The sequence below is a fragment of the Pandoraea bronchicola genome (assembly GCF_902459805.1).
Classification (GTDB): Bacteria; Pseudomonadota; Gammaproteobacteria; order Burkholderiales; family Burkholderiaceae; genus Pandoraea; species Pandoraea bronchicola.
In genome coordinates this window covers 430,077-448,061 of sequence record NZ_CABPST010000003.1, presented here as the reverse complement: position 1 = coordinate 448,061, position 17,985 = coordinate 430,077, and the positions used below count along the sequence as shown (strand labels likewise).

Genomic DNA, 17,985 nt, shown 5'->3' with positions numbered 1-17,985 from the left:
CTTAGCGTGAATCGCGGTCGCGGTTGCGCAATGCCGCACGCGATCGATCATGGTCGACATCACCGCTGTCATCGGCCGCAGGCGCACCCGCTGCCGCCCCCGTAGCCGCGCCGGAGGCCGGCGCCGGAGGTGACGCGTCGCCACGCGAGCGCTCCATGATCTTGTCCAACGGCAGGTACAACAGACTGTTGTTCTTCGAATCCACCATGATCTTCGTGGTACGCGAGTAGATCTGCTGCATCGTGTCCAGATACATCCGCTCGCGAATGACACCCGGCGCCTTGGCATAGGCTTCCTGCACCGCCTTGAAGCGATCGGCATCGCCCTGCGCTTGCGACACGACACGCGCCTTGTAGCCGGCCGCCTCTTCCGTCAGACGCGATGCCGTACCCTTGGCACGCGGAATCACGTTATTGGCGTAGGCCTGCGCTTCATTCTTCGCGCGCTCCAGATCCTGACCGGCCTTCACGGCGTCGTCGAAAGCGGCCTGCACCTGCTCGGGCGGCTGAACGCTTTGCATCGTTACGCTCGTGACCAGAATGCCGGTCTTGTAATCGTCGAGAATTCGCTGAATCGAGGTGACGAGTTCGTTGGCGATCTCTTCGCGACCGGCGTAGAGCACGAAGTCCATCTTGCTCTTGCCGACGATCTCGCGAACCGCCGTTTGTGCGGCCAGATTCACCGATGATTCGGCGTCCACGTTATTGAACAGGAACTCGGTCGCATCTTTGATGCGGTATTGCACGGCAAAGCGCACATCGATGATGTTTTCATCGCCCGTGAGCATCGACGAGTCTTTCAGATCCGTATCGCGAATCGTATTCGAGCGGCCGATTTCGACCGAACGGATCTGCGACATGTTGACGATCTCGACCGACTGGAACGGGTACGGCAGGCGCCATTGAATGCCCGAGGTTGTCGTGTACTTATATTTGCCGAATTGCGTGACGACACCGACCTGGCCTTCCTGAACGATGAAGACGCCCGTGGCGAGCCAGATCAGGAACGCGAGCGCGATGACAACGCCGACACCGATGCTCGATCCACGCGAGCCGCCGGCGAAATTACCCGAGCCGCCATTATTGCCGCCCCCGCCGCCCTTGCGGCCGAAGATACGGTTAAGACGCCGATTGAAATCGCGCCACAGTTCGTCGAGATCGGGCGGGCCATCCTGCTGCGGGCCTTGCGGTCCGCGCTGCGGCTCCTTCGGATCTTGCGAATTCGGATTGTTCGCGCGATCGGGGCGGTTCGGCTCCTGATTACCGGACGGCGTATCGCCGCCGCCGTCCCGCCCCCAGCGCGGGTCGTTCAGGGAGAAAATCAAGCCAACTCGTCGCATCAAAGCTCTTGGAAGCATAGGTAGAAGCGTGGTGACTGAAGCGGTCTTGGCGTTGCGACCGGCGCGCCTCACTTCGGAGCGCGCATGCTGCCGGTTCGCGCGTAGTTCCCGAATCTCTGGTGTGCCGATCGGCGACCTTGCCCGGCCTCCGTCTAGTCTCTTGCCAGTTCGTCACCCGCGTTGAGCTGCGCTGCCGGTATTCCCCGTGGCAACCCGCCCTTCACAGTGCGACGTCTCGTGTTATCTGTCTTCTGCGCGCGGCACATCGCCCCAACGGTCGATGAGCCGGACATCGGGCGCTTCGATCTGCGATTGTAACCCAGCAGTGCCGGCCACAACCGCCTCACTAATGGCCTCACGCAGCAGGTCGAGGCCCTGGCCGGTGCGCGCGCTCAGAAAGACGCGCGTAATGCGCCCGGCTTCATCCCGTTCGATTCTCGGCCCTTGTGCGGCCAGTTCCGGCACCGCGTCGATCTTGTTCCACACGAGAATCTGCGGGATGTTGGCCGCATCGATCTCCGCCAAAACGGCATTGACCTCGGCCATCTGCTCCTGACGCACCTGACTCGAGGCATCCACCACATGCAGCAGCATGTCAGCGTGTACCGTCTCCTCAAGCGTCGCCCGGAATGCCGCAACCAACTGGTGCGGCAGCTCGCGGATGAATCCGACAGTATCAGACAGCACGATGTTCCCGACATCGCCAAGATAAACACGACGGGACGTAGTATCGAGCGTGGCAAACAACTGATCCGCAGCGTAGGCGTTGGCCTTCGTCATCGCGTTGAACAGCGTGGATTTACCCGCGTTCGTATAGCCAACCAGCGAGATCGACATGGTGCCGCTGCGCGCACGCGCGCGACGTTGCGTGTCGTGCTGCCGCTTGAGCTTCTCGAGACGGCCGGTGAGCGACTTCACGCGATCGCCGAGCAGACGACGGTCGGTTTCCAACTGCGTCTCACCCGGGCCGCGCAGACCGATACCGCCCTTCTGACGTTCCAAGTGGGTCCAGGCGCGCACCAGGCGTGTGGACAGGTACTGCAACTGCGCAAGTTCGACCTGCAGCTTGCCCTCATGACTCTTGGCACGTTGGGCAAAGATATCGAGGATCAGGCTGGTGCGATCGACCACGCGACGCTGCAGCAGGTGTTCGAGGTTACGCTGCTGACCGGGTGTCAGGGCGTGATTGAAAATCACCAGTTCGACGTCGTACTCTTCGATCGCGACACGCAGTTCTTCGGCCTTACCGCTGCCGATGAAGAGCTTTGCATCAGGGCTATGACGGCGACCGGTAATGGTCACGACAGGCGTAGCGCCTGCGGATTGCGTCAGAAGGTCGAGTTCCTGGAGACTGGCTTCGAAATCGAGTTTGCCGAAATCGATGCCGACGAGCGCGGCGTTGATCGTCAAGCTACGCTGGGGATGGGTATTGGGGCTGTTGGACAAGAGCGGGCGATGGGGAAGAGAAATTCGCCCGGCCGGAGAGACTCCCGGTCGGGCGAGCCTGAATCAGGACTGCTCGGCTTCCGGATGGAAATTCACCGGACGCGCAGGCACGACCGTCGAAATGGCGTGCTTGTACACCATTTGGGTGACCGTGTTGCGCAGCAGGACGACATACTGGTCGAACGACTCGATGTTTCCCTGCAGCTTGATACCGTTGACCAGATAGATCGAGACGGGAACATGCTCCTTACGCAAGGCGTTCAGAAACGGGTCTTGTAGAAGTTGCCCTTTGTTGCTCATAAGTTACTCCATTGTATTTTTAGCAAATGACCGTAAGCCAAGGCGTGTGCGCGCTTCCCGCCCTGACTTCCACACTATAGCTGATTTTGCTAGCGTCGCCAGCAAAACCCCGCCCTGGACTGGCTTTCACTCGCCCTTGGCGTAAGGGTTCGCGCTGTTCCGGAACTCTATGCGTAATGGAGTGCCCTTCAACTTAAAAGTTTCGCGGAAACGGTTCTCAAGGTAACGCCGATAGGTATCGGTCACACCATCAAGACTATTCCCGTGAATGACGATGATCGGCGGGTTCGAGCCCCCTTGGTGTGCGTAGCGCAGCTTCGGGCGCGAGAACCCGGAACGACGTGGCTGCTGATGCTCCACCGCCTCGATGAGCGCTTTCGTGAGCTTCGGCGTGGGCAGTTTGCTCATCGCCGCCGCATAGGCCTCGTCCACCGAACGCATCAGCGGGCCAATGCCCGTGGCCTTCGCGGCCGAAACGAAGTGAAAGTTGGCAAAGGAGAGGAACTTGAGCTTTCGCTCCAGCTCCTGCTTGGTCTGCTCGCGGGTGTACTCGTCCAACCCGTCCCACTTGTTCACGCCAACGACCAGCGCACGCCCCGATTCGACGATGAAGCCGGCAATATGCGCATCCTGATCGGAAATGTCCTGACGGGCGTCCAGCATGAGGATCACGACGTTCGCATCGGCGATCGATTGCAGTGTTTTCACAACCGAGAACTTCTCGACTGCCTCGAATACCTTGCCGCGACGGCGCAGACCGGCCGTATCGATCAGCGTGTATTTGCGCCCCTGACGCTCGAACTCGATGTGGATCGAATCACGTGTGGTCCCCGGCATGTCGAATGCAATCACACGCTCTTCACCGAGGAGCGTATTGACCAGCGTCGATTTGCCCACGTTCGGGCGCCCGACGATGGCGATCTTGACTCGCCCATCGTTCTGCTTGTCCTCTTCGCTCTCGTCCTGATTCGCGTAAAACGGCGCGATGGCTTCGTCGATGACTTCCTTGACACCGTCGCCATGCGCGGCCGAGATCGCAAGCGGGTCGCCCAGACCGAGTTCGTAGAATTCGTTGGCAACCGCCGAATATTTCATGCCCTCGGCCTTGTTGACCACGAGCATGATCTTGCGCCCGGTCTTGCGCAGGTAGTCGGCAATGATCTGATCATGCGGCGTGAGACCCTGACGCCCGTCCACGATATAGATCACCACGTCGGCCTCGACCACGGCCTGGCGCGTCTGCTTGGCCATTTCGTGGAAGATACCCTCCTTGGCCACAGGTTCGAAGCCACCGGTGTCGATCAGCAGGTACGGATGCTCGCCAACGCGCCCCTCGCCATAGTGACGGTCGCGCGTGAGCCCTGGCATGTCGGCGACGAGCGCGTCGCGCGAGCGGGTCAAACGGTTGAATAGCGTCGATTTGCCGACGTTGGGGCGCCCTACGAGCGCGATCACGGGTTTCATGAATAAGCCCTAAAAACAAAGACGGCCGGCGCGCTGCCGGCCGTTCCCGGAAAATGCCCGGGTGCTGCCGGTAACCGGTTATTCCGGACGGAAGCCGTAGATGTTGCCGTCGCGCGTTTGCACAACCAGCGTCTGACCGGCAAGGATCGGTTGCGCACTAATCGCACCGCTCAGCTTGACGCGAGCCAGAAGCTCACCGTTGTCACGCGACAGGAAATGCAGATAGCCCTGCTTGTCGCCCACGACCACCACGCGGCCGAGCGCCAACGGCGCCGACAGGTCGCGATACTTGAGCTTGTCGTTCTGCCACAGTGTACTGCCATCGGCAGCGCTGAAGGCGTAGACAGCGCCGTCGGTGTTGACCGCAGCCACCACGCGCTCGTCCTGCGTCACGCCGTTAGGCGACGAGAAATCGCGAGCCCACAGGCCATTGCCGGTCTGCACATCGGCGCAGCCCACACGGCCCTGGAACGTCGCACCACACACCTGCCGGCCGAACACGACCGGCGAACCCGTCACGTCGTTGACACGCTCCACTTCCGTCACTCCCTTCGGGTACGACAGCGGCGTGATCCACAGCGGGTTGCCGGTATTCGCATCAAGCGCCACCATCTTGCCACCCGGGAAGCCCGTCACGACCGCACGGTCGCCAACGAACGTCATGCCCGTGCCGGTCCGCAGCGTGAGCGTCGACGACGGCTGCGAGTACGACCAACGCACCGACCCCGTGCCCGAATCAAATGCCGTCACGCGATTGTTGATCGCACGCACGACAACGATACCGCGCCCGACCAGCGGCGCCGTGAGGACTTCGCTGCCGGCGTTGGCCTTCCAGGACGCCTTGCCGTCGTGATCGAACGCGATCACGTCGCCCTTGTGCGTAGCGACGACGGTCGTCTCTCCATCGCTGCCCGGGCCAGCGGTAATGTTCGTATCCGCCTTGGCCGACCAGGTCGATGCTCCCGTATCCGCATCCACGCGCACGATGCCGCCGTTGGCGCCAGCGGCGAACACGGCGTTGCCCACCGCGACCGGTGCGAAGCTGTAAGCGCCGGCCTTGCCAACGCTTGCCGTCCAAATCTGCTTGACGGTCAACGCCTGCTTGATCTCGGTGAGCGGCGTCGGTTCATGCGCCGGCTTGCTGCCGAAGATTCCGCAACCACCCAGCGTACCCAGCACCGCCAGGGTCAGCACGGCGCTTCCCGCGCGCTTGAAAATGCCACGGCGCGTCGAGACGGCCGGCACGGACTGTGACATGGCCATCGTTTGCGGCATCGATCGACGGAAGTCGTTAAGGATCATCATGTACCCGGTTATGCGTTATGGGAGGGTAATACTTGCCAACGGAATGCCGACGCGCGTCAGGCCCCCAGCGCGTCGAGCTTGAACTGGACGAACTGGCGCATGCCCGAATCCTGCTTATCGAGCTTGTCGAGTGCGAGCTTGTACGCGGCGCGCGCATCGGCGACCTTGCTTTGCGCGATCAGCACATCACCCCGGCGATCGGCAAACAGGCCCGCATACGGTGCAGGCGGATTGTCGAGCAACTTGAGCGCTTCGTCGTAAGCCTTTTCGTCAAGCAGCACACCCGCCAGACGCAGCTTGGCAAGTTGCTTGTACTCGTCGTCCTTCGCGTTCGACACCGCCCACTGCAGTTGCGCCTTCGAACCCGCCGCATCGCCCGCATCCGCGAGCGACTTTGCCGCGAGCAGCGCCGTCATCTGCGCGTAAGGCGTGCCGCTGAACTTGCTTTCCATGTCCGACGCGATACGCGCAACCTTCGCCTTGTCCTTGGCGTCGATGGCATTTTCCAGCTCGCCATACAGCACGCCAGCCTCGACCGTCTGCTTACGCTCGTAGTAGCGCCAAAGGTTCCAGCCACCATAGGCCAGCATGATGACGACCAGCGTCCAGATAACGTAATTGCCATACTGCTTCCACCAGGCCTTTACGTTCTCGATCTGTTCCTGTTCCTCGTGATAGCTGCTCATTCGCCGGTGCTCTCCGTGTCTGGCGTCTTGAATTAATGAAGGGTTTCGTTACCCGCGCCGCCATCGGCCAGGCTTTCGCTCACGCTTTCGTCGGCGCTGGCGACGATGGCGTCGATCAGGTGCTCTGCGAGGCCCTCGAACGCCACGCTCGTCTGATTGTTGGCCTGATCGGCCGCACGCAGATGCTTGACCACGGCAGTGCCCGAAGCCACTTCGTTCTCACCGATAATCACCGCGAAGTTTGCACCGCTCGCATCCGCACGCTTCATTTGCGACTTGAAGCTGCTGCCCTTGCCATCCGGGCTGCAATGGAACACCACGTTCAACCCGGCATCCCGCATACGTTCGGCCGCAATCAGTGCAGGCGCCACCGCCGCCTCGCCCTGATGCACCACGTAGACGTCGGCACCTTCGGCTTGCGGCACGAGATCGTCTTCACGCAGCAACTCGAGAATGCGCTCAACGCCCATCGCCCAGCCGCACGCCGGCGTGGCATCGCCGCCCAGTTGCTCGACGAGCGGATCGTAACGACCGCCCCCCGCCACCGTGCCTTGTGCGCCCAGCTTGTCGGTCACCCACTCGAACACGGTCAGATTGTAGTAATCGAGCCCGCGTACCAGACGCGGATTGATCGTGAACGGAATGTTGTTCGCCTTGAGCAGCGACTGCACACCTTCGAAATGCTTGATCGACGCCTCACCGAGGTAGTCGATGAGCTTCGGTGCCCCTTCGACCATCTCCTGCATCGCCGGGTTCTTCGTATCGAGCACGCGCAGCGGATTCGTATAGAGACGGCGCTTGCCATCTTCGTCGAGCAAATCGACATGCTTCTCGAGATAGGCGATCAGATCGGCACGATGACGTGCGCGCTCCTCCCCCTGCCCCAGCGAGTTCAGTTGCAGATGAATGCCCGTCAACCCGAGATCATCCCACAGGCGCTGGCACATCAAAATGATCTCGACGTCCGCATCCGGGCCGGCCAGACCGAGCGCTTCGACACCCACCTGGTGGAACTGGCGATAGCGGCCGCGTTGCGGCTTTTCGTGACGGAACATCGGCCCGAAGTACCACAGGCGCTTCGGGCCGCTGTACAGCAGATTGTGCTCGAGCGTCGCACGAACGGCTGCTGCGGTGCCCTCGGGGCGCATCGTCAGTTGCTCGCCGTTGAGCGAATCGGTGAAGCTGTACATCTCCTTCTCGACGATATCGGTCACTTCGCCAATACCGCGCGTGAACAACTGCGTGTGCTCGAGGATCGGCGTGCGGATCTGTTGATAGCCATATGCACGCAACATGGCGCGCACCGATTCCTCGAAGAACTCCCACAGGGCTTCGTCCTGCGGAAGAATGTCGTTCATCCCTTTGACCCCTGCCAGTTTGGCGGGGCGCTTCTTCTTTACGTCAGTCATATTCTCTTTTGTGTCCTGCCTGCTTATGCGGCGACCGCCCCTTCGGCCTGACCGTAGCGGGTCTTCACGTACTCGTCGACGATCTGCTGGAAGTCTTCGGCGATATGATCGCCGCGCAGCGTACGCACCTTTTCACCATCGACGAAGACCGGCGCTGCCGGCGATTCGCCCGAACCCGGCAAGCTGATGCCGATGTTCGCGTGCTTCGATTCTCCCGGACCGTTCACGATGCAACCCATCACCGCGACGTTCATGTTCTCGACGCCAGGATATTGAGCCTTCCATATCGGCATTTGTTCACGCAGATACGTCTGAATATTCGAGGCCAGTTCCTGGAACACGGTGCTCGTCGTGCGGCCGCAACCCGGGCAGGCGATGACCATCGGCGCAAACGCGCGCAGGCCCATCGTCTGCAGGATTTCCTGCGCCACCACAACCTCACCGGTACGCGCACCGCCCGGCTCCGGCGTCAGCGAAATACGGATCGTGTCACCAATACCTTCCTGCAGCAGCACCGACAGCGCAGCCGTCGACGCCACGATACCCTTCGAGCCCATCCCGGCTTCGGTCAGCCCCAGATGCAGCGCATAGTCGCAACGCTTGGCCAGTTCGCGATACACGGCGATCAGGTCCTGCACCGCGCTCACCTTGCAGGAGAGCAGAATCTTGTCGGCCGACAAACCCACGCGCTGCGCCAGTTCGGCCGACTCCAGCGCCGACGTGATGAGGGCTTCGTACATCACGCTCTGCGCGTCCCAGGGCGTAGCGCGCGCCGCGTTTTCATCCATGATGCGCGCGAGCAGCGATTGATCCAGACTGCCCCAGTTCACGCCAATACGCACAGGCTTGTCGTACTTGATCGCCATTTCGATCATTTGTGCGAACTGCGTATCACGCTTGGCGCCCTGCCCGACGTTACCCGGATTGATACGGTACTTCGACAACGTTTCGGCGCAATCCGGATAGTCGGCAAGCAGCTTGTGGCCGTTGTAGTGAAAGTCGCCAACGAGCGGCACCGTCACGCCCATGCGGTCGAGCTGCTCGCGAATCGCCGGCACAGCGGCGGCGGCTTCCGGCGTATTCACGGTGATACGCACCAGTTCGGAGCCCGCTTGCGCCAGTTCCTTGACCTGAATGGCCGTGCCGATCACGTCTGCCGTGTCGGTGTTGGTCATCGATTGCACGCGAATCGGCGAGTCGCCACCGACCGTCACCAGTTGGCCACCCCAGCGGATCGCGACCTTGCGCGACTGACGGCGGGGTGCCGGACCGCCGATGATCGGCATGCATTCTACAGAAGCCATGATTACCCTCTTTCGGTCTTACTGGAGCGTCAGACGCGCCACGTTGCCCGCATTGCGGGACTTGATCTCGACCGGTTGACCGTTGAATTCCAGCGAATCGACGCCCGCGACGTTACCCACAACGACCTTGAGCGGCGCATCGCCCGTAATTTCCTGTTCGGCACCTGCGCGCATCAACTGGGAGAACAGCACCTTGCCGTCCTTCGAACGCACTTCGACCCAGCTATCCGCCTTCAGGCGCAATGCAATCTTGCCATTACCCGGCACACCCACGCTGGACGCCTTGCCATCTGCCGGGGACACCGACGTCGACGCCGCCGGCGCAGCTGCGGCGCTGGCGCCTGCCAGCCCGGCAACCACATGTGTCGGATCGGCGGCCGCAATCAGACCCGGACCCGCGGTGGCGGCACTGGCCGACGCGATAGCGGCCGTGCCTTCGGCATTGCCGTTGTTGACGCTATTCGTGCCATCGGCGCCCGGCGGCGTGCCGTTGGCATCGGCGACCACCGGCTGGCTCGCCGGCTCGGCAGCGTCCATCGCGCCCTGTGCCGGCACAGCACTGGCCAGTTCTGCCGGCTCGGTCGAACCACGACCCGGCTTGTGCGCGTTGCCAAAGTACCAGGCGGCGCCAGCGATCACGACGAGCGCAGCCAATGCCCAGGGCCACTTGGCCTGCGACGCCGCCACCGGGGAACGAAAACGCACCGGGCTCTTCGGGATACTCGGCTGCCCGGTCTGGGGCTGCGGAATGTCGATGGGCGCCGCGCGGCCAAAACGGCGCAGCGGCTCGATCATCGGCTCCGGATCGGCGCCGAGCATGCGCGCGTAACTGCGCACGACACCCTGAATGAACGGAATTTCCGGCAAGGCATTCCACTCACCGGATTCAAGACGCTTGAGCTTTTGCACCGAGACTTTCAGGCGCGCCGACACGTCTTCGATCGACATGCCGCGCTTCTCGCGCAATGCCGCCAGTTGCGCACCCACCTGCGCCCCCAGCTCAGCCCATCCGGCGGCCGCTCCCTGCGGCAATCCTTGGCTCTCAGCCCCGGCTTGCCCGCCTGCATCCGCCTGATTCTGGTTATCCATCGATACGCCCCCGTTCGTAAGCAGCCGCCCGCAGCGGCTGAGGATATGCTGGCGACAGTTCCGCCGCATCACTTTCCGTGCGCGCGGCATGAAGATCTGCGCGGCGCATCGGACGGTTCAGCGAGGAACTGACGGAATCGCGCGGGACACGATACGCGCCCCGCGCAAGGAATGCTGTAGTGCGAGACTGATCCGACGGGCGGCATGGCGCGTGCGGGGCCGACGGCCCTCGCCACGGTCCACGCCCGCCCATGCGCAACCTCATACGGTACGCACCTCGACCGCGATTTTCCCGAATTTGCCGCGCTGCGCAAGCCGCGTGCGATCCTGCACCTCACCGGCGAGCTGACCGCACGCGGCATCGATGTCGTCGCCGCGCGTCTTGCGCACGGTCGTCACGAGGCCTGCGTCGAGCAGAATTTGCGCGAAGCGCTTGATCTGCGGATCCTTCGAGCGCAGCAGGCCGGATTCGGGAAACGGATTGAAGGGGATCAGATTGAATTTGCACGGCACGTCGCGCGTCAGGGCGACAAGCTCGCGCGCATGCGCCTCGGTGTCGTTCACACCGTCGAGCATGCAGTACTCGAACGTAATGAAATCGCGCGGCGCCACCTCCAGGTAACGCTCGCATGCACCCATCAGTTCGCGTAACGGATATTTTTTGTTGAGCGGCACGAGCACGTCGCGCAGCGCATCGTTCGGCGCGTGCAGCGACACGGCCAGCGCCACGGGCAACTCTTGCCCCAGGCGGTCCATCATCGGCACGACACCCGAGGTCGACAACGTAACGCGGCGACGCGACAGCCCGTAGGCGTTGTCGTCGAGCATCAGGCGCATGGCCCCCACGACATTGTCGAAGTTGAGCAGCGGCTCGCCCATGCCCATCATCACCACGTTGGTGATGACACGCTCGTTCTTCCCCTCGCGCCCAAGGTCGCGGCGCAATGCGAATTCGGCCATCCACAGTTGACCGATGATTTCACCCAGCGACAGATTGCGCGAAAAACCTTGCTTGCCGGTCGAACAGAACCGGCAGTTGACGGCGCAGCCCGCCTGCGACGATACGCAAAGCGTGCCACGCGTCTCCTCAGGGATGTAGACGGTCTCGACGGCATTGCCGTTACCTACGTCCAGCAGCCATTTGCGCGTGCCATCGGTCGACACATGGTCGGTGATGGCCGCCGGTGCGGCGATGGTCGCACGGGTGTGCAACTTCTCGCGCAACGACTTGGCGAGATCCGTCATGCCGTCGAAATCGGCGGCACCCATCTGGTGGATCCAACGCTGGAGCTGGCGCGCACGGAACGGCTTCTCGCCGAGCGTGCCGCAATAGGCGGCCAGACCGTCCGGATCGTAGTCAAGCAGATTCGTAAGGTTGGTCATGGCCCTGGTCCGTCAACATCCCTTCGGTATCTTCCTGCGATTGAGCGGCTAAACGCGTATTAACGCGCGTAGACGTTCAGGCCGGCGAAGAAGAACGACACTTCGGCAGCAGCCGTTTCGGCGGCGTCCGAACCATGCACGGCGTTCGCGTCGATGCTGTCGGCGAAATCGGCGCGGATCGTGCCCTTCTCAGCCTTCTTCGGATCGGTAGCGCCCATCAGTTCGCGGTTCTTCGCGATGGCGTTCTCACCTTCCAGCACTTGAATCATCACCGGACCCGAGATCATGAAGTCGACCAGATCCTTGAAGAACGGGCGCTCCTTGTGCACGGCGTAGAACTGCTCGGCTTCGGCGCGCGACAGGTGCACCAGCTTGGCAGCGGCGATCTTCAGGCCTGCGCCTTCGAAACGGCTATAAATCTGGCCGATCACGTTCTTGGCAACGGCATCGGGCTTGATAATCGACAAAGTGCGTTCGACTGCCATGAAAAACTCCAAAAAATTAAGCAGTTATATAACCAACATGAACCCGTAATTGTAGCACGAAGGCTGTTATGATGGGGACGGAACCTACAGTGCGCGTACCGCTCAAACGCAGGACGGCCGGGACGATCCGGCTTTTCGTGAAGTTGACGTAAGGATGTGATTCCGGCACCTTACCTAAATGGGAAGGTTGGAAGGAGCACCGGCGGATTGAAATTGAGGCATTCGCCCCGAAATTTTGAGAATCGTCTGAGCGCTTTCCCGGGAGTCTTTCGCTATCCTTTGACTTCGACGACAGGCCAGACCAACGGCTGCGGGGGATTTGCCGGCGATGAGCCGGTCATCGTAAGCGTCAAGAGGCGCTTGCCGGCCCCGCCGGCGGGCACAACGACCACGGAGAACACAATATATGAACCAGGATTTCCAACGTTTCGGCTACGGCGGGACGCAAGGCGTCACGACCGTCCAAGTGCGCAACAAGGTACTGCGCAATACGTACTGGCTGCTTGCATTGTCGATGCTGCCGACGATTGCCGGGGCTTGGCTGGGCGTGAATTACGGCTTCTCGCTGTTCGCGGGCAGCCCGATGATCAGCGTGATCGCTTTCCTCGCGATCGCTTTCGGCTTCATGTTCGCCATCGAGCGCTTCAAGAACAGCGGCGTGGGCGTGGCATTGCTGCTGGGCTTCACGTTCTTCATGGGGTTGATGCTCACGCGCCTGCTGAGCTTCGTGCTGGGGTTCTCGAACGGTGCGTCGCTGATCATGTTGGCGTTCGGCGGGACCGCTGTGATTTTCGGCGTGATGGCAACGGTCGCCACGGTCAGCAAGCGTGACTTCAGCGGACTCGGCAAGTGGCTGTTCATGGGCGTACTGGTGATCCTGCTGGCCTCGGTCGCCAACATCTGGCTGCAGCTCCCTGCATTGATGCTGACGGTTTCGGTGCTCGCCATTGCCATCTTCTCGGCGTACATCCTGTTTGACGTGCAGCGCGTCGTGAACGGCGGCGAGACGAACTATGTCACCGCGACGCTGGCGATTTACCTCGACCTGTACAACATCTTCACGAACCTGCTCGCCATCCTCGGCGTGCTGGGCGGCAATCGCAACTGATGCCCCCGTCACGATGAAGCGGGCATGCCCGCTTCGTCGCCGGGCGCAAAAAAGCCAGTCCCCCGGGACTGGCTTTTTCTTTGTCGCAACGCGTTTGTCGGGCTGACCTCGCCGCCCGACTGACCGGGCACCTCAGCCAACCGGCCGTCCCTCGTCTTGCGAAATCAGCGGCCCATCACGACAAACGCTCAGGCGTCCTCGTGGATCACGCCATCACCGCCAGTGGCTCCGGCAATCGCCTCAACCCCTTCATCCGCCTGATCCTCATCAACGCCGGATTCCGACACCCGCACGCGCGGCACCCAGGGCTGGCCGATGCTCTCGTGCTCGAAAACCGCCATCGACTCGACATGCGACGTGTGAGGGAACATATTCACCACACCTGCCAGCGCTAACCGATATCCCGCCTCATGCACGAGCAGTCCGGCGTCTCGCGCAAGTGTTGCAGGGCTGCAGGAGACATAGACGATGCGCTTGGGCAGGCCTTCGTACCCCTGCTGCGCCAGTTCGGCCAACGCCTTCGACACGGCCAGCGCACCTTCGCGCGGCGGATCGATCAGGTACCGGTCGAAGGCGCCCAAGGCACGAATATCGTCCGGCGTAATGTCAAACAGGTTCCGGCATGCAAATTCGGTGCGGTCCGCCACGCCGTTGCGCTGCGCATTGGCGAGCGCGCGCTCCGTCAGGGCGGTACTGCCCTCGATCCCGACGACCGTCCCGGCGCGACGCGCGAGCGGCAAGGTGAAATTGCCCAGACCGCAGAACAGATCGAGCACTCGCTCATGCGACTCAGGCGCAAGCAATCGCAACGCGCGATGCACGAGAACACGGTTGATCTGATGATTGACCTGCGTGAAGTCGGTCGGCTTGAACGGCATCCGGATCTGATATTCCGGCAGCGTGTAATGCAACTCCGGCTCAAGCGGATAGAACGGCACGGCGGTGTCCGGCCCCTTCGTCTGCACCCAGAACTGCACGCGATTCGCGTCTGCAAATGCGCGCAGGATGTCTTCATCCGCAGGCGTCAGGGGTTCGAGAATACGCAACACGAGCGCGGTCACGTCCGCGCCGATGGCCAACTCGATCTGCGGCAAACGCTCGCGAATGGAAAGCGATTCGACCAGACGCCGCAGCGGCACCAGCATGTCCGAGACGTGACGCGGCAACACTTCGCACGAATCCATGTCGGCAACGTAGCTGCTTTTGCGCTCGTGGAATCCGATGAGGACGCCGCCCTTCTTCGGCACGTAGCGCACCGTGAGACGAGCACGGAATCGGTAGCCCCAGTCCGGCCCCTGAATCGGGCGCAGCATGGTTTCGGCCTTGACCTTGCCAAGACGCGCCAGATTATCTTCGAGTACACGCTGCTTGATGGCGATTTGGGCGCGCGGTTCGAGATGCTGCATCGAGCACCCGCCGCACTTGCCGAAATGCGGGCATTGCGGCTTGGCGCGCATCGGGCTTGCGCGAAGCACATTGATGACTTCGGCTTGCTCGAACTTGGGCTTGCGCCGATAGCTCAGATACGTGACTCGCTCGCCCGGCAGCGCGCCTTCGACGAAAATCACCTTACCGGGTTTGTAGTCCGGGGTACCGGGCTCGCCCTCGGGCGCGGTTCGGCCGACACCGCGCGCCTCCATGTCGAGCGATTCGATGTCGATAATGCCAGGCTCGGCGCTGGGCCGGTTACGCGAAGAGTTTCGGGAGGAGCGGGTCACGTCTTGGTTCTCATATGCGACAGCAAACCCGGCATTTTAATCGATTCGCCCGCCACTAACGCAGCGCTCCCGCGCACGCCGCCGCCTCACCCGTTGCAAAGCGACGGAATCACACCCAGGCGGCGAGATATTCCTTCCAGTGCGGCGCCTCTTCCTGCTCGAGCGAGCGCTTCACGAATTCGATTTCCTGGTCGTACTCCGCCTGACGCAACCCGCCCCGCATCAATTGATAACGGCAGTAGACAAGGTACGTGTTCACGACGTCCGTCTCGCAATAGTTGCGAATCTCTTCGAGCTTGCCGCCGCGATAGGCCTCCCAGACCTTACTGCCGTCCATCCCGAGCTTGCCCGGGAAACCGCACAGTTTGGCCAGATCGTCGAGTGGTGCATTCGCCCGCGCTTGATACATCGCCAACAGGTCCATCAAATCCAGATGGCGCTGGTGATAGCGGCTGATGTAGTTATTCCACTTGAACTCGCGATCGTCTTCGCCCATGTCCCAATAGCGCGGTGCGGCAATGCCGTGAATCATCGCGCGGTAATGCAACACAGGAAGATCGAAGCCCCCTCCGTTCCACGACACGATCTGCGGCGCGTACTTCTCGATGGTGCGATAGAAGCCGGAAACGAGCGGCCCCTCGCCATCGTCGAGTGTGCCGAGCGATTTCACGCGAAAACCGTCGCGGTCCCGGAACACGCATGAGATGGCCGCAACGCGATGCAGGTGCAAGGGCAGGAAATCGTGACCGACTTTTTCTCGGCGCGCGGCGAAGGCGGCTTCGGCAACGGCGTCGTCGGATAGCCCGGCATACGCCGGCTCGAGCTTGCGCAAGCCATCGACGTCGGGAATCGTTTCAATGTCGAAGACAAGTACGGGAGATGGCATGGTGAAAATCTGAAGAAAGAATCAGCGGGCGCCGTCATACCGCATCGGCGTGGTGCCGGCCCCAATCCAACGCCGCCACGCGGCGCAGACTGCCAACGCGAATCAGAGCACGGCGTCCTTGCGCACCCCGTTCGATGCGAAATAGCGCTTGAGTTTGACGAGCGCCTCCTGCTGGATCTGACGCACGCGCTCGCGCGTCAAGCCCATTTCGTCGGCCAGTTCCTCGAGCGTGGCAGGTTCCACGCGATTCAGGCCGAATCGGCGCTCAATAACATAGCGATGTTTGGTTGACAGTCGCGAAAGCCACAGGCGCATGAGGTCTTCAAGCTCGCGATGCTGCACCTCCTGCTCCGGCGCCTCGCTATGGTCGTCCGAAAGCAAGTCGAGCAAACTGCTGCCGGGATCGATTTCGAGCGGTGCATCCAGCGACGCCACGTGCTCGTTGAGCGCGAGGATGTCCGTAATCTCCTCGGGGGTCTTGCCGGTCAAATCGGCAATGTCCTCGATGCGCGCGTCGCGTTGCTCACCGCCGTCGACATAGGCGGCACTCTTTTCAAGATGACGCTTTGCGCGCAAAACCTGATTGAGTTCGCGAATCACATGGACCGGCAAGCGCACCGTGCGCGCCTGATTCATGATCGCGCGCTCGATGCTCTGGCGAATCCACCAGGTGGCATACGTCGAAAAACGGAAACCGCGCCCCGGGTCGAATTTCTCGATGGCGTGCATCAGGCCGAGATTGCCCTCCTCGATCAAATCGAGCAATGGCACACCGCGATTGAGATAGCCCTTGGCAATGCTCACGACGAGGCGCAGATTGCGCTCGATCATGACCTGGCGCGCGGCAAACTCGCCCGCTTGCGCACGCGTGGAATAGTCGAGTTCCTCTGCGGGCGTCAGCAGGGGTTTGACACTGATGCGGTTGAGATAGTGCTGAACGGTATCGGCCGTGAGTTCGGCCTGCAGTACGGTACCGAAATCGTCGCCGTCGGCGGACTTGCGCTTGCGGCCAGTGGTGGCAGTGGCCGCCCCCTCTTCGGCAGCGTCGGACGACGACGCGTCGTCGTCCTCCGCCTCGCGCTCGTCGAAAGCGTCGTCCACGTCCTCGTCCTGCCGGGATTGCCGATCATCAACCTCCTGATCGGGCTCCGGGGCAGCGAGGTCTTCCTCTTGCGAAGTGCGACGCTTTCTCTTGAGCATTCGGCCCTGCCTAGTTTATTGAGGCGGCAAATACTTCGTCGGATCCACCGGCTTGCCATCACGGCGCACCTCGAAGTGCAGCATGACACGATCTGCATCCGAGTTGCCCATTTCGGCGATTTTCTGACCCCGCGTCACGGAGTCGCCTTCCTTGACCAACAGTGTGCGGTTGTGCGCATACGCCGTCAAGAAGGTGGCATCGTGTTTGATGATGACAAGGTTGCCGTAACCACGCAGGCCGGCTCCCGAATACACCACTTTGCCCGCGCCAGCCGCATAAACCGGGTCGCCAGCGTTACCGGCAATGTTCAGGCCCTTGTTCTTCGAATCGTCGAAGCGGCCCACGACGCTCCCCTTGGCCGGCCATGAAAGCTGCAATTCGCCACTCGACACAGCGGACGGCGCAGCCGATGCGGAAGCACTCGCCGGCGGCGTGACCACAGCCGGTGGTACCGATGCCGGGTTGTGGTTCGTGGACGACGGCGTGCTGGCAACCGGCGCTGGCAACGGCGTGCCCGTATCGCCTGCTGGCGGCTTCACACGCAGCACCTGACCCACTTCAATCTGGTCCGGGTTCTGGATGTTGTTCCAGCGAGCAATGTCGCGATAGTTCTGACCGTTCTCCAGCGCGATGCGATAGAGGCGATCCCCCGGCTTCACGCGATAAAACCCGGCCGGTACCGGTGTGTTGTCAATGACAGGCGCGGTGCCCGGCACATTGCTGTCGGTCGTCGTACCGCCTACGGTACGGTCAACGACCGGCGCCCCGACTTGTCGCGATGCGCACGCTGCCAGCATGCTCAGCAACAGGACACTGGCGACGCGTTGTTGGAAACCCGCTCGCAAATTCACTCAAATCCTCC

General features: G+C 61.8%; 15 protein-coding genes and 1 pseudogene. 1 reads left to right on the top strand and 15 read right to left on the bottom strand.

Features of this window, described 5'->3' with window-relative positions:
- Position 1: 1 nt before the first annotated feature.
- The 11 genes from hflK to ndk all read right to left on the bottom strand — a co-directional run bounded on the left by hflK (position 2) and on the right by ndk (position 12,210).
- Positions 2-1,357: an FtsH protease activity modulator HflK gene (gene hflK, locus PBR20603_RS09640; protein WP_150559294.1), complete on the bottom strand. Its 1,356-nt coding sequence runs from the start codon at positions 1,355-1,357 to the stop codon at positions 2-4.
- Between the two features lie 222 nt (positions 1,358-1,579).
- Positions 1,580-2,743, bottom strand: a complete 1,164-nt coding sequence (hflX, locus tag PBR20603_RS09635; RefSeq protein WP_281355994.1) for a GTPase HflX — start codon at positions 2,741-2,743, stop codon at positions 1,580-1,582.
- Positions 2,744-2,848: 105 nt separating this feature from the next.
- A complete protein-coding gene (hfq, locus tag PBR20603_RS09630; RefSeq protein WP_010807283.1) occupies positions 2,849-3,085 on the bottom strand; it encodes an RNA chaperone Hfq in 237 nt (78 codons plus the stop codon).
- Positions 3,086-3,211: 126 nt separating this feature from the next.
- Entirely contained in the window at positions 3,212-4,549 is a 1,338-nt protein-coding gene (gene der / locus PBR20603_RS09625) for a ribosome biogenesis GTPase Der (RefSeq protein ID WP_150559292.1), read from the bottom strand.
- A 78-nt stretch (positions 4,550-4,627) separates the two neighbouring features.
- Entirely contained in the window at positions 4,628-5,806 is a 1,179-nt protein-coding gene (bamB, locus tag PBR20603_RS09620; protein WP_174977858.1) for an outer membrane protein assembly factor BamB, read from the bottom strand.
- Between the two features lie 104 nt (positions 5,807-5,910).
- A complete protein-coding gene (locus PBR20603_RS09615; protein WP_150559290.1) occupies positions 5,911-6,540 on the bottom strand; it encodes a YfgM family protein in 630 nt (209 codons plus the stop codon).
- 32 nt (positions 6,541-6,572) lie between these two features.
- Positions 6,573-7,949 (bottom strand): histidine--tRNA ligase, encoded by a 1,377-nt coding sequence (gene hisS, locus PBR20603_RS09610; protein WP_150559289.1) that lies wholly within the window; start codon positions 7,947-7,949, stop codon positions 6,573-6,575.
- A gap of 23 nt (positions 7,950-7,972) precedes the next feature.
- Complete coding sequence (gene ispG / locus PBR20603_RS09605) at positions 7,973-9,253, bottom strand: flavodoxin-dependent (E)-4-hydroxy-3-methylbut-2-enyl-diphosphate synthase (RefSeq protein WP_150559288.1); 1,281 nt, start codon at positions 9,251-9,253, stop codon at positions 7,973-7,975.
- A gap of 18 nt (positions 9,254-9,271) precedes the next feature.
- Entirely contained in the window at positions 9,272-10,342 is a 1,071-nt protein-coding gene (locus tag PBR20603_RS09600) for a helix-turn-helix domain-containing protein (RefSeq protein ID WP_174977857.1), read from the bottom strand.
- A 261-nt stretch (positions 10,343-10,603) separates the two neighbouring features.
- Positions 10,604-11,725: a dual-specificity RNA methyltransferase RlmN gene (rlmN, locus tag PBR20603_RS09595; RefSeq protein ID WP_042115546.1), complete on the bottom strand. Its 1,122-nt coding sequence runs from the start codon at positions 11,723-11,725 to the stop codon at positions 10,604-10,606.
- Positions 11,726-11,784: 59 nt separating this feature from the next.
- Complete coding sequence (gene ndk / locus PBR20603_RS09590; RefSeq protein ID WP_150559286.1) at positions 11,785-12,210, bottom strand: nucleoside-diphosphate kinase; 426 nt, start codon at positions 12,208-12,210, stop codon at positions 11,785-11,787.
- Between the two features lie 406 nt (positions 12,211-12,616).
- On the opposite strand from ndk, the gene PBR20603_RS09585 reads away from it, so the two are divergent.
- Positions 12,617-13,318 carry a Bax inhibitor-1/YccA family protein gene (locus tag PBR20603_RS09585; protein ID WP_150559285.1) on the top strand — a complete coding sequence of 234 codons (702 nt, stop codon included), beginning with the start codon at positions 12,617-12,619 and terminating at the stop codon, positions 13,316-13,318.
- Between the two features lie 320 nt (positions 13,319-13,638).
- On the opposite strand, the pseudogene rlmD reads toward PBR20603_RS09585, so the two are convergent.
- The 4 genes and pseudogenes from rlmD to PBR20603_RS09565 form a co-directional block, all read right to left on the bottom strand.
- A pseudogene (rlmD, locus tag PBR20603_RS09580) lies at positions 13,639-15,036 on the bottom strand (23S rRNA (uracil(1939)-C(5))-methyltransferase RlmD); the annotation flags it as partial.
- 109 nt (positions 15,037-15,145) lie between these two features.
- Positions 15,146-15,922 carry a 3'-5' exonuclease gene (locus PBR20603_RS09575; RefSeq protein ID WP_150559284.1) on the bottom strand — a complete coding sequence of 259 codons (777 nt, stop codon included), beginning with the start codon at positions 15,920-15,922 and terminating at the stop codon, positions 15,146-15,148.
- Between the two features lie 102 nt (positions 15,923-16,024).
- Positions 16,025-17,122 (bottom strand): RNA polymerase sigma factor RpoS, encoded by a 1,098-nt coding sequence (rpoS, locus tag PBR20603_RS09570; protein WP_150559283.1) that lies wholly within the window; start codon positions 17,120-17,122, stop codon positions 16,025-16,027.
- Positions 17,123-17,137: 15 nt separating this feature from the next.
- Positions 17,138-17,920 (bottom strand): peptidoglycan DD-metalloendopeptidase family protein, encoded by a 783-nt coding sequence (locus tag PBR20603_RS09565; protein ID WP_246174518.1) that lies wholly within the window; start codon positions 17,918-17,920, stop codon positions 17,138-17,140.
- Positions 17,921-17,985 lie beyond the last annotated feature (65 nt).

Coding starts and splice junctions, on each gene's coding strand:
- PBR20603_RS09565 (WP_246174518.1), bottom strand. CDS start 17,920: ATGCTGGCAGCGTGCGCATCGCGACAAGTCGGGGCGCCGGTCGTTGAC.
- rlmN (WP_042115546.1), bottom strand. CDS start 11,725: ATGACCAACCTTACGAATCTGCTTGACTACGATCCGGACGGTCTGGCC.
- bamB (WP_174977858.1), bottom strand. CDS start 5,806: ATGTCACAGTCCGTGCCGGCCGTCTCGACGCGCCGTGGCATTTTCAAG.
- PBR20603_RS09575 (WP_150559284.1), bottom strand. CDS start 15,922: ATGCCATCTCCCGTACTTGTCTTCGACATTGAAACGATTCCCGACGTC.
- hisS (WP_150559289.1), bottom strand. CDS start 7,949: ATGACTGACGTAAAGAAGAAGCGCCCCGCCAAACTGGCAGGGGTCAAA.
- rpoS (WP_150559283.1), bottom strand. CDS start 17,122: ATGCTCAAGAGAAAGCGTCGCACTTCGCAAGAGGAAGACCTCGCTGCC.
- ndk (WP_150559286.1), bottom strand. CDS start 12,210: ATGGCAGTCGAACGCACTTTGTCGATTATCAAGCCCGATGCCGTTGCC.
- ispG (WP_150559288.1), bottom strand. CDS start 9,253: ATGGCTTCTGTAGAATGCATGCCGATCATCGGCGGTCCGGCACCCCGC.
- PBR20603_RS09615 (WP_150559290.1), bottom strand. CDS start 6,540: ATGAGCAGCTATCACGAGGAACAGGAACAGATCGAGAACGTAAAGGCC.
- PBR20603_RS09585 (WP_150559285.1), top strand. CDS start 12,617: ATGAACCAGGATTTCCAACGTTTCGGCTACGGCGGGACGCAAGGCGTC.
- der (WP_150559292.1), bottom strand. CDS start 4,549: ATGAAACCCGTGATCGCGCTCGTAGGGCGCCCCAACGTCGGCAAATCG.
- hflK (WP_150559294.1), bottom strand. CDS start 1,357: ATGCTTCCAAGAGCTTTGATGCGACGAGTTGGCTTGATTTTCTCCCTG.
- hfq (WP_010807283.1), bottom strand. CDS start 3,085: ATGAGCAACAAAGGGCAACTTCTACAAGACCCGTTTCTGAACGCCTTG.
- PBR20603_RS09600 (WP_174977857.1), bottom strand. CDS start 10,342: ATGGATAACCAGAATCAGGCGGATGCAGGCGGGCAAGCCGGGGCTGAG.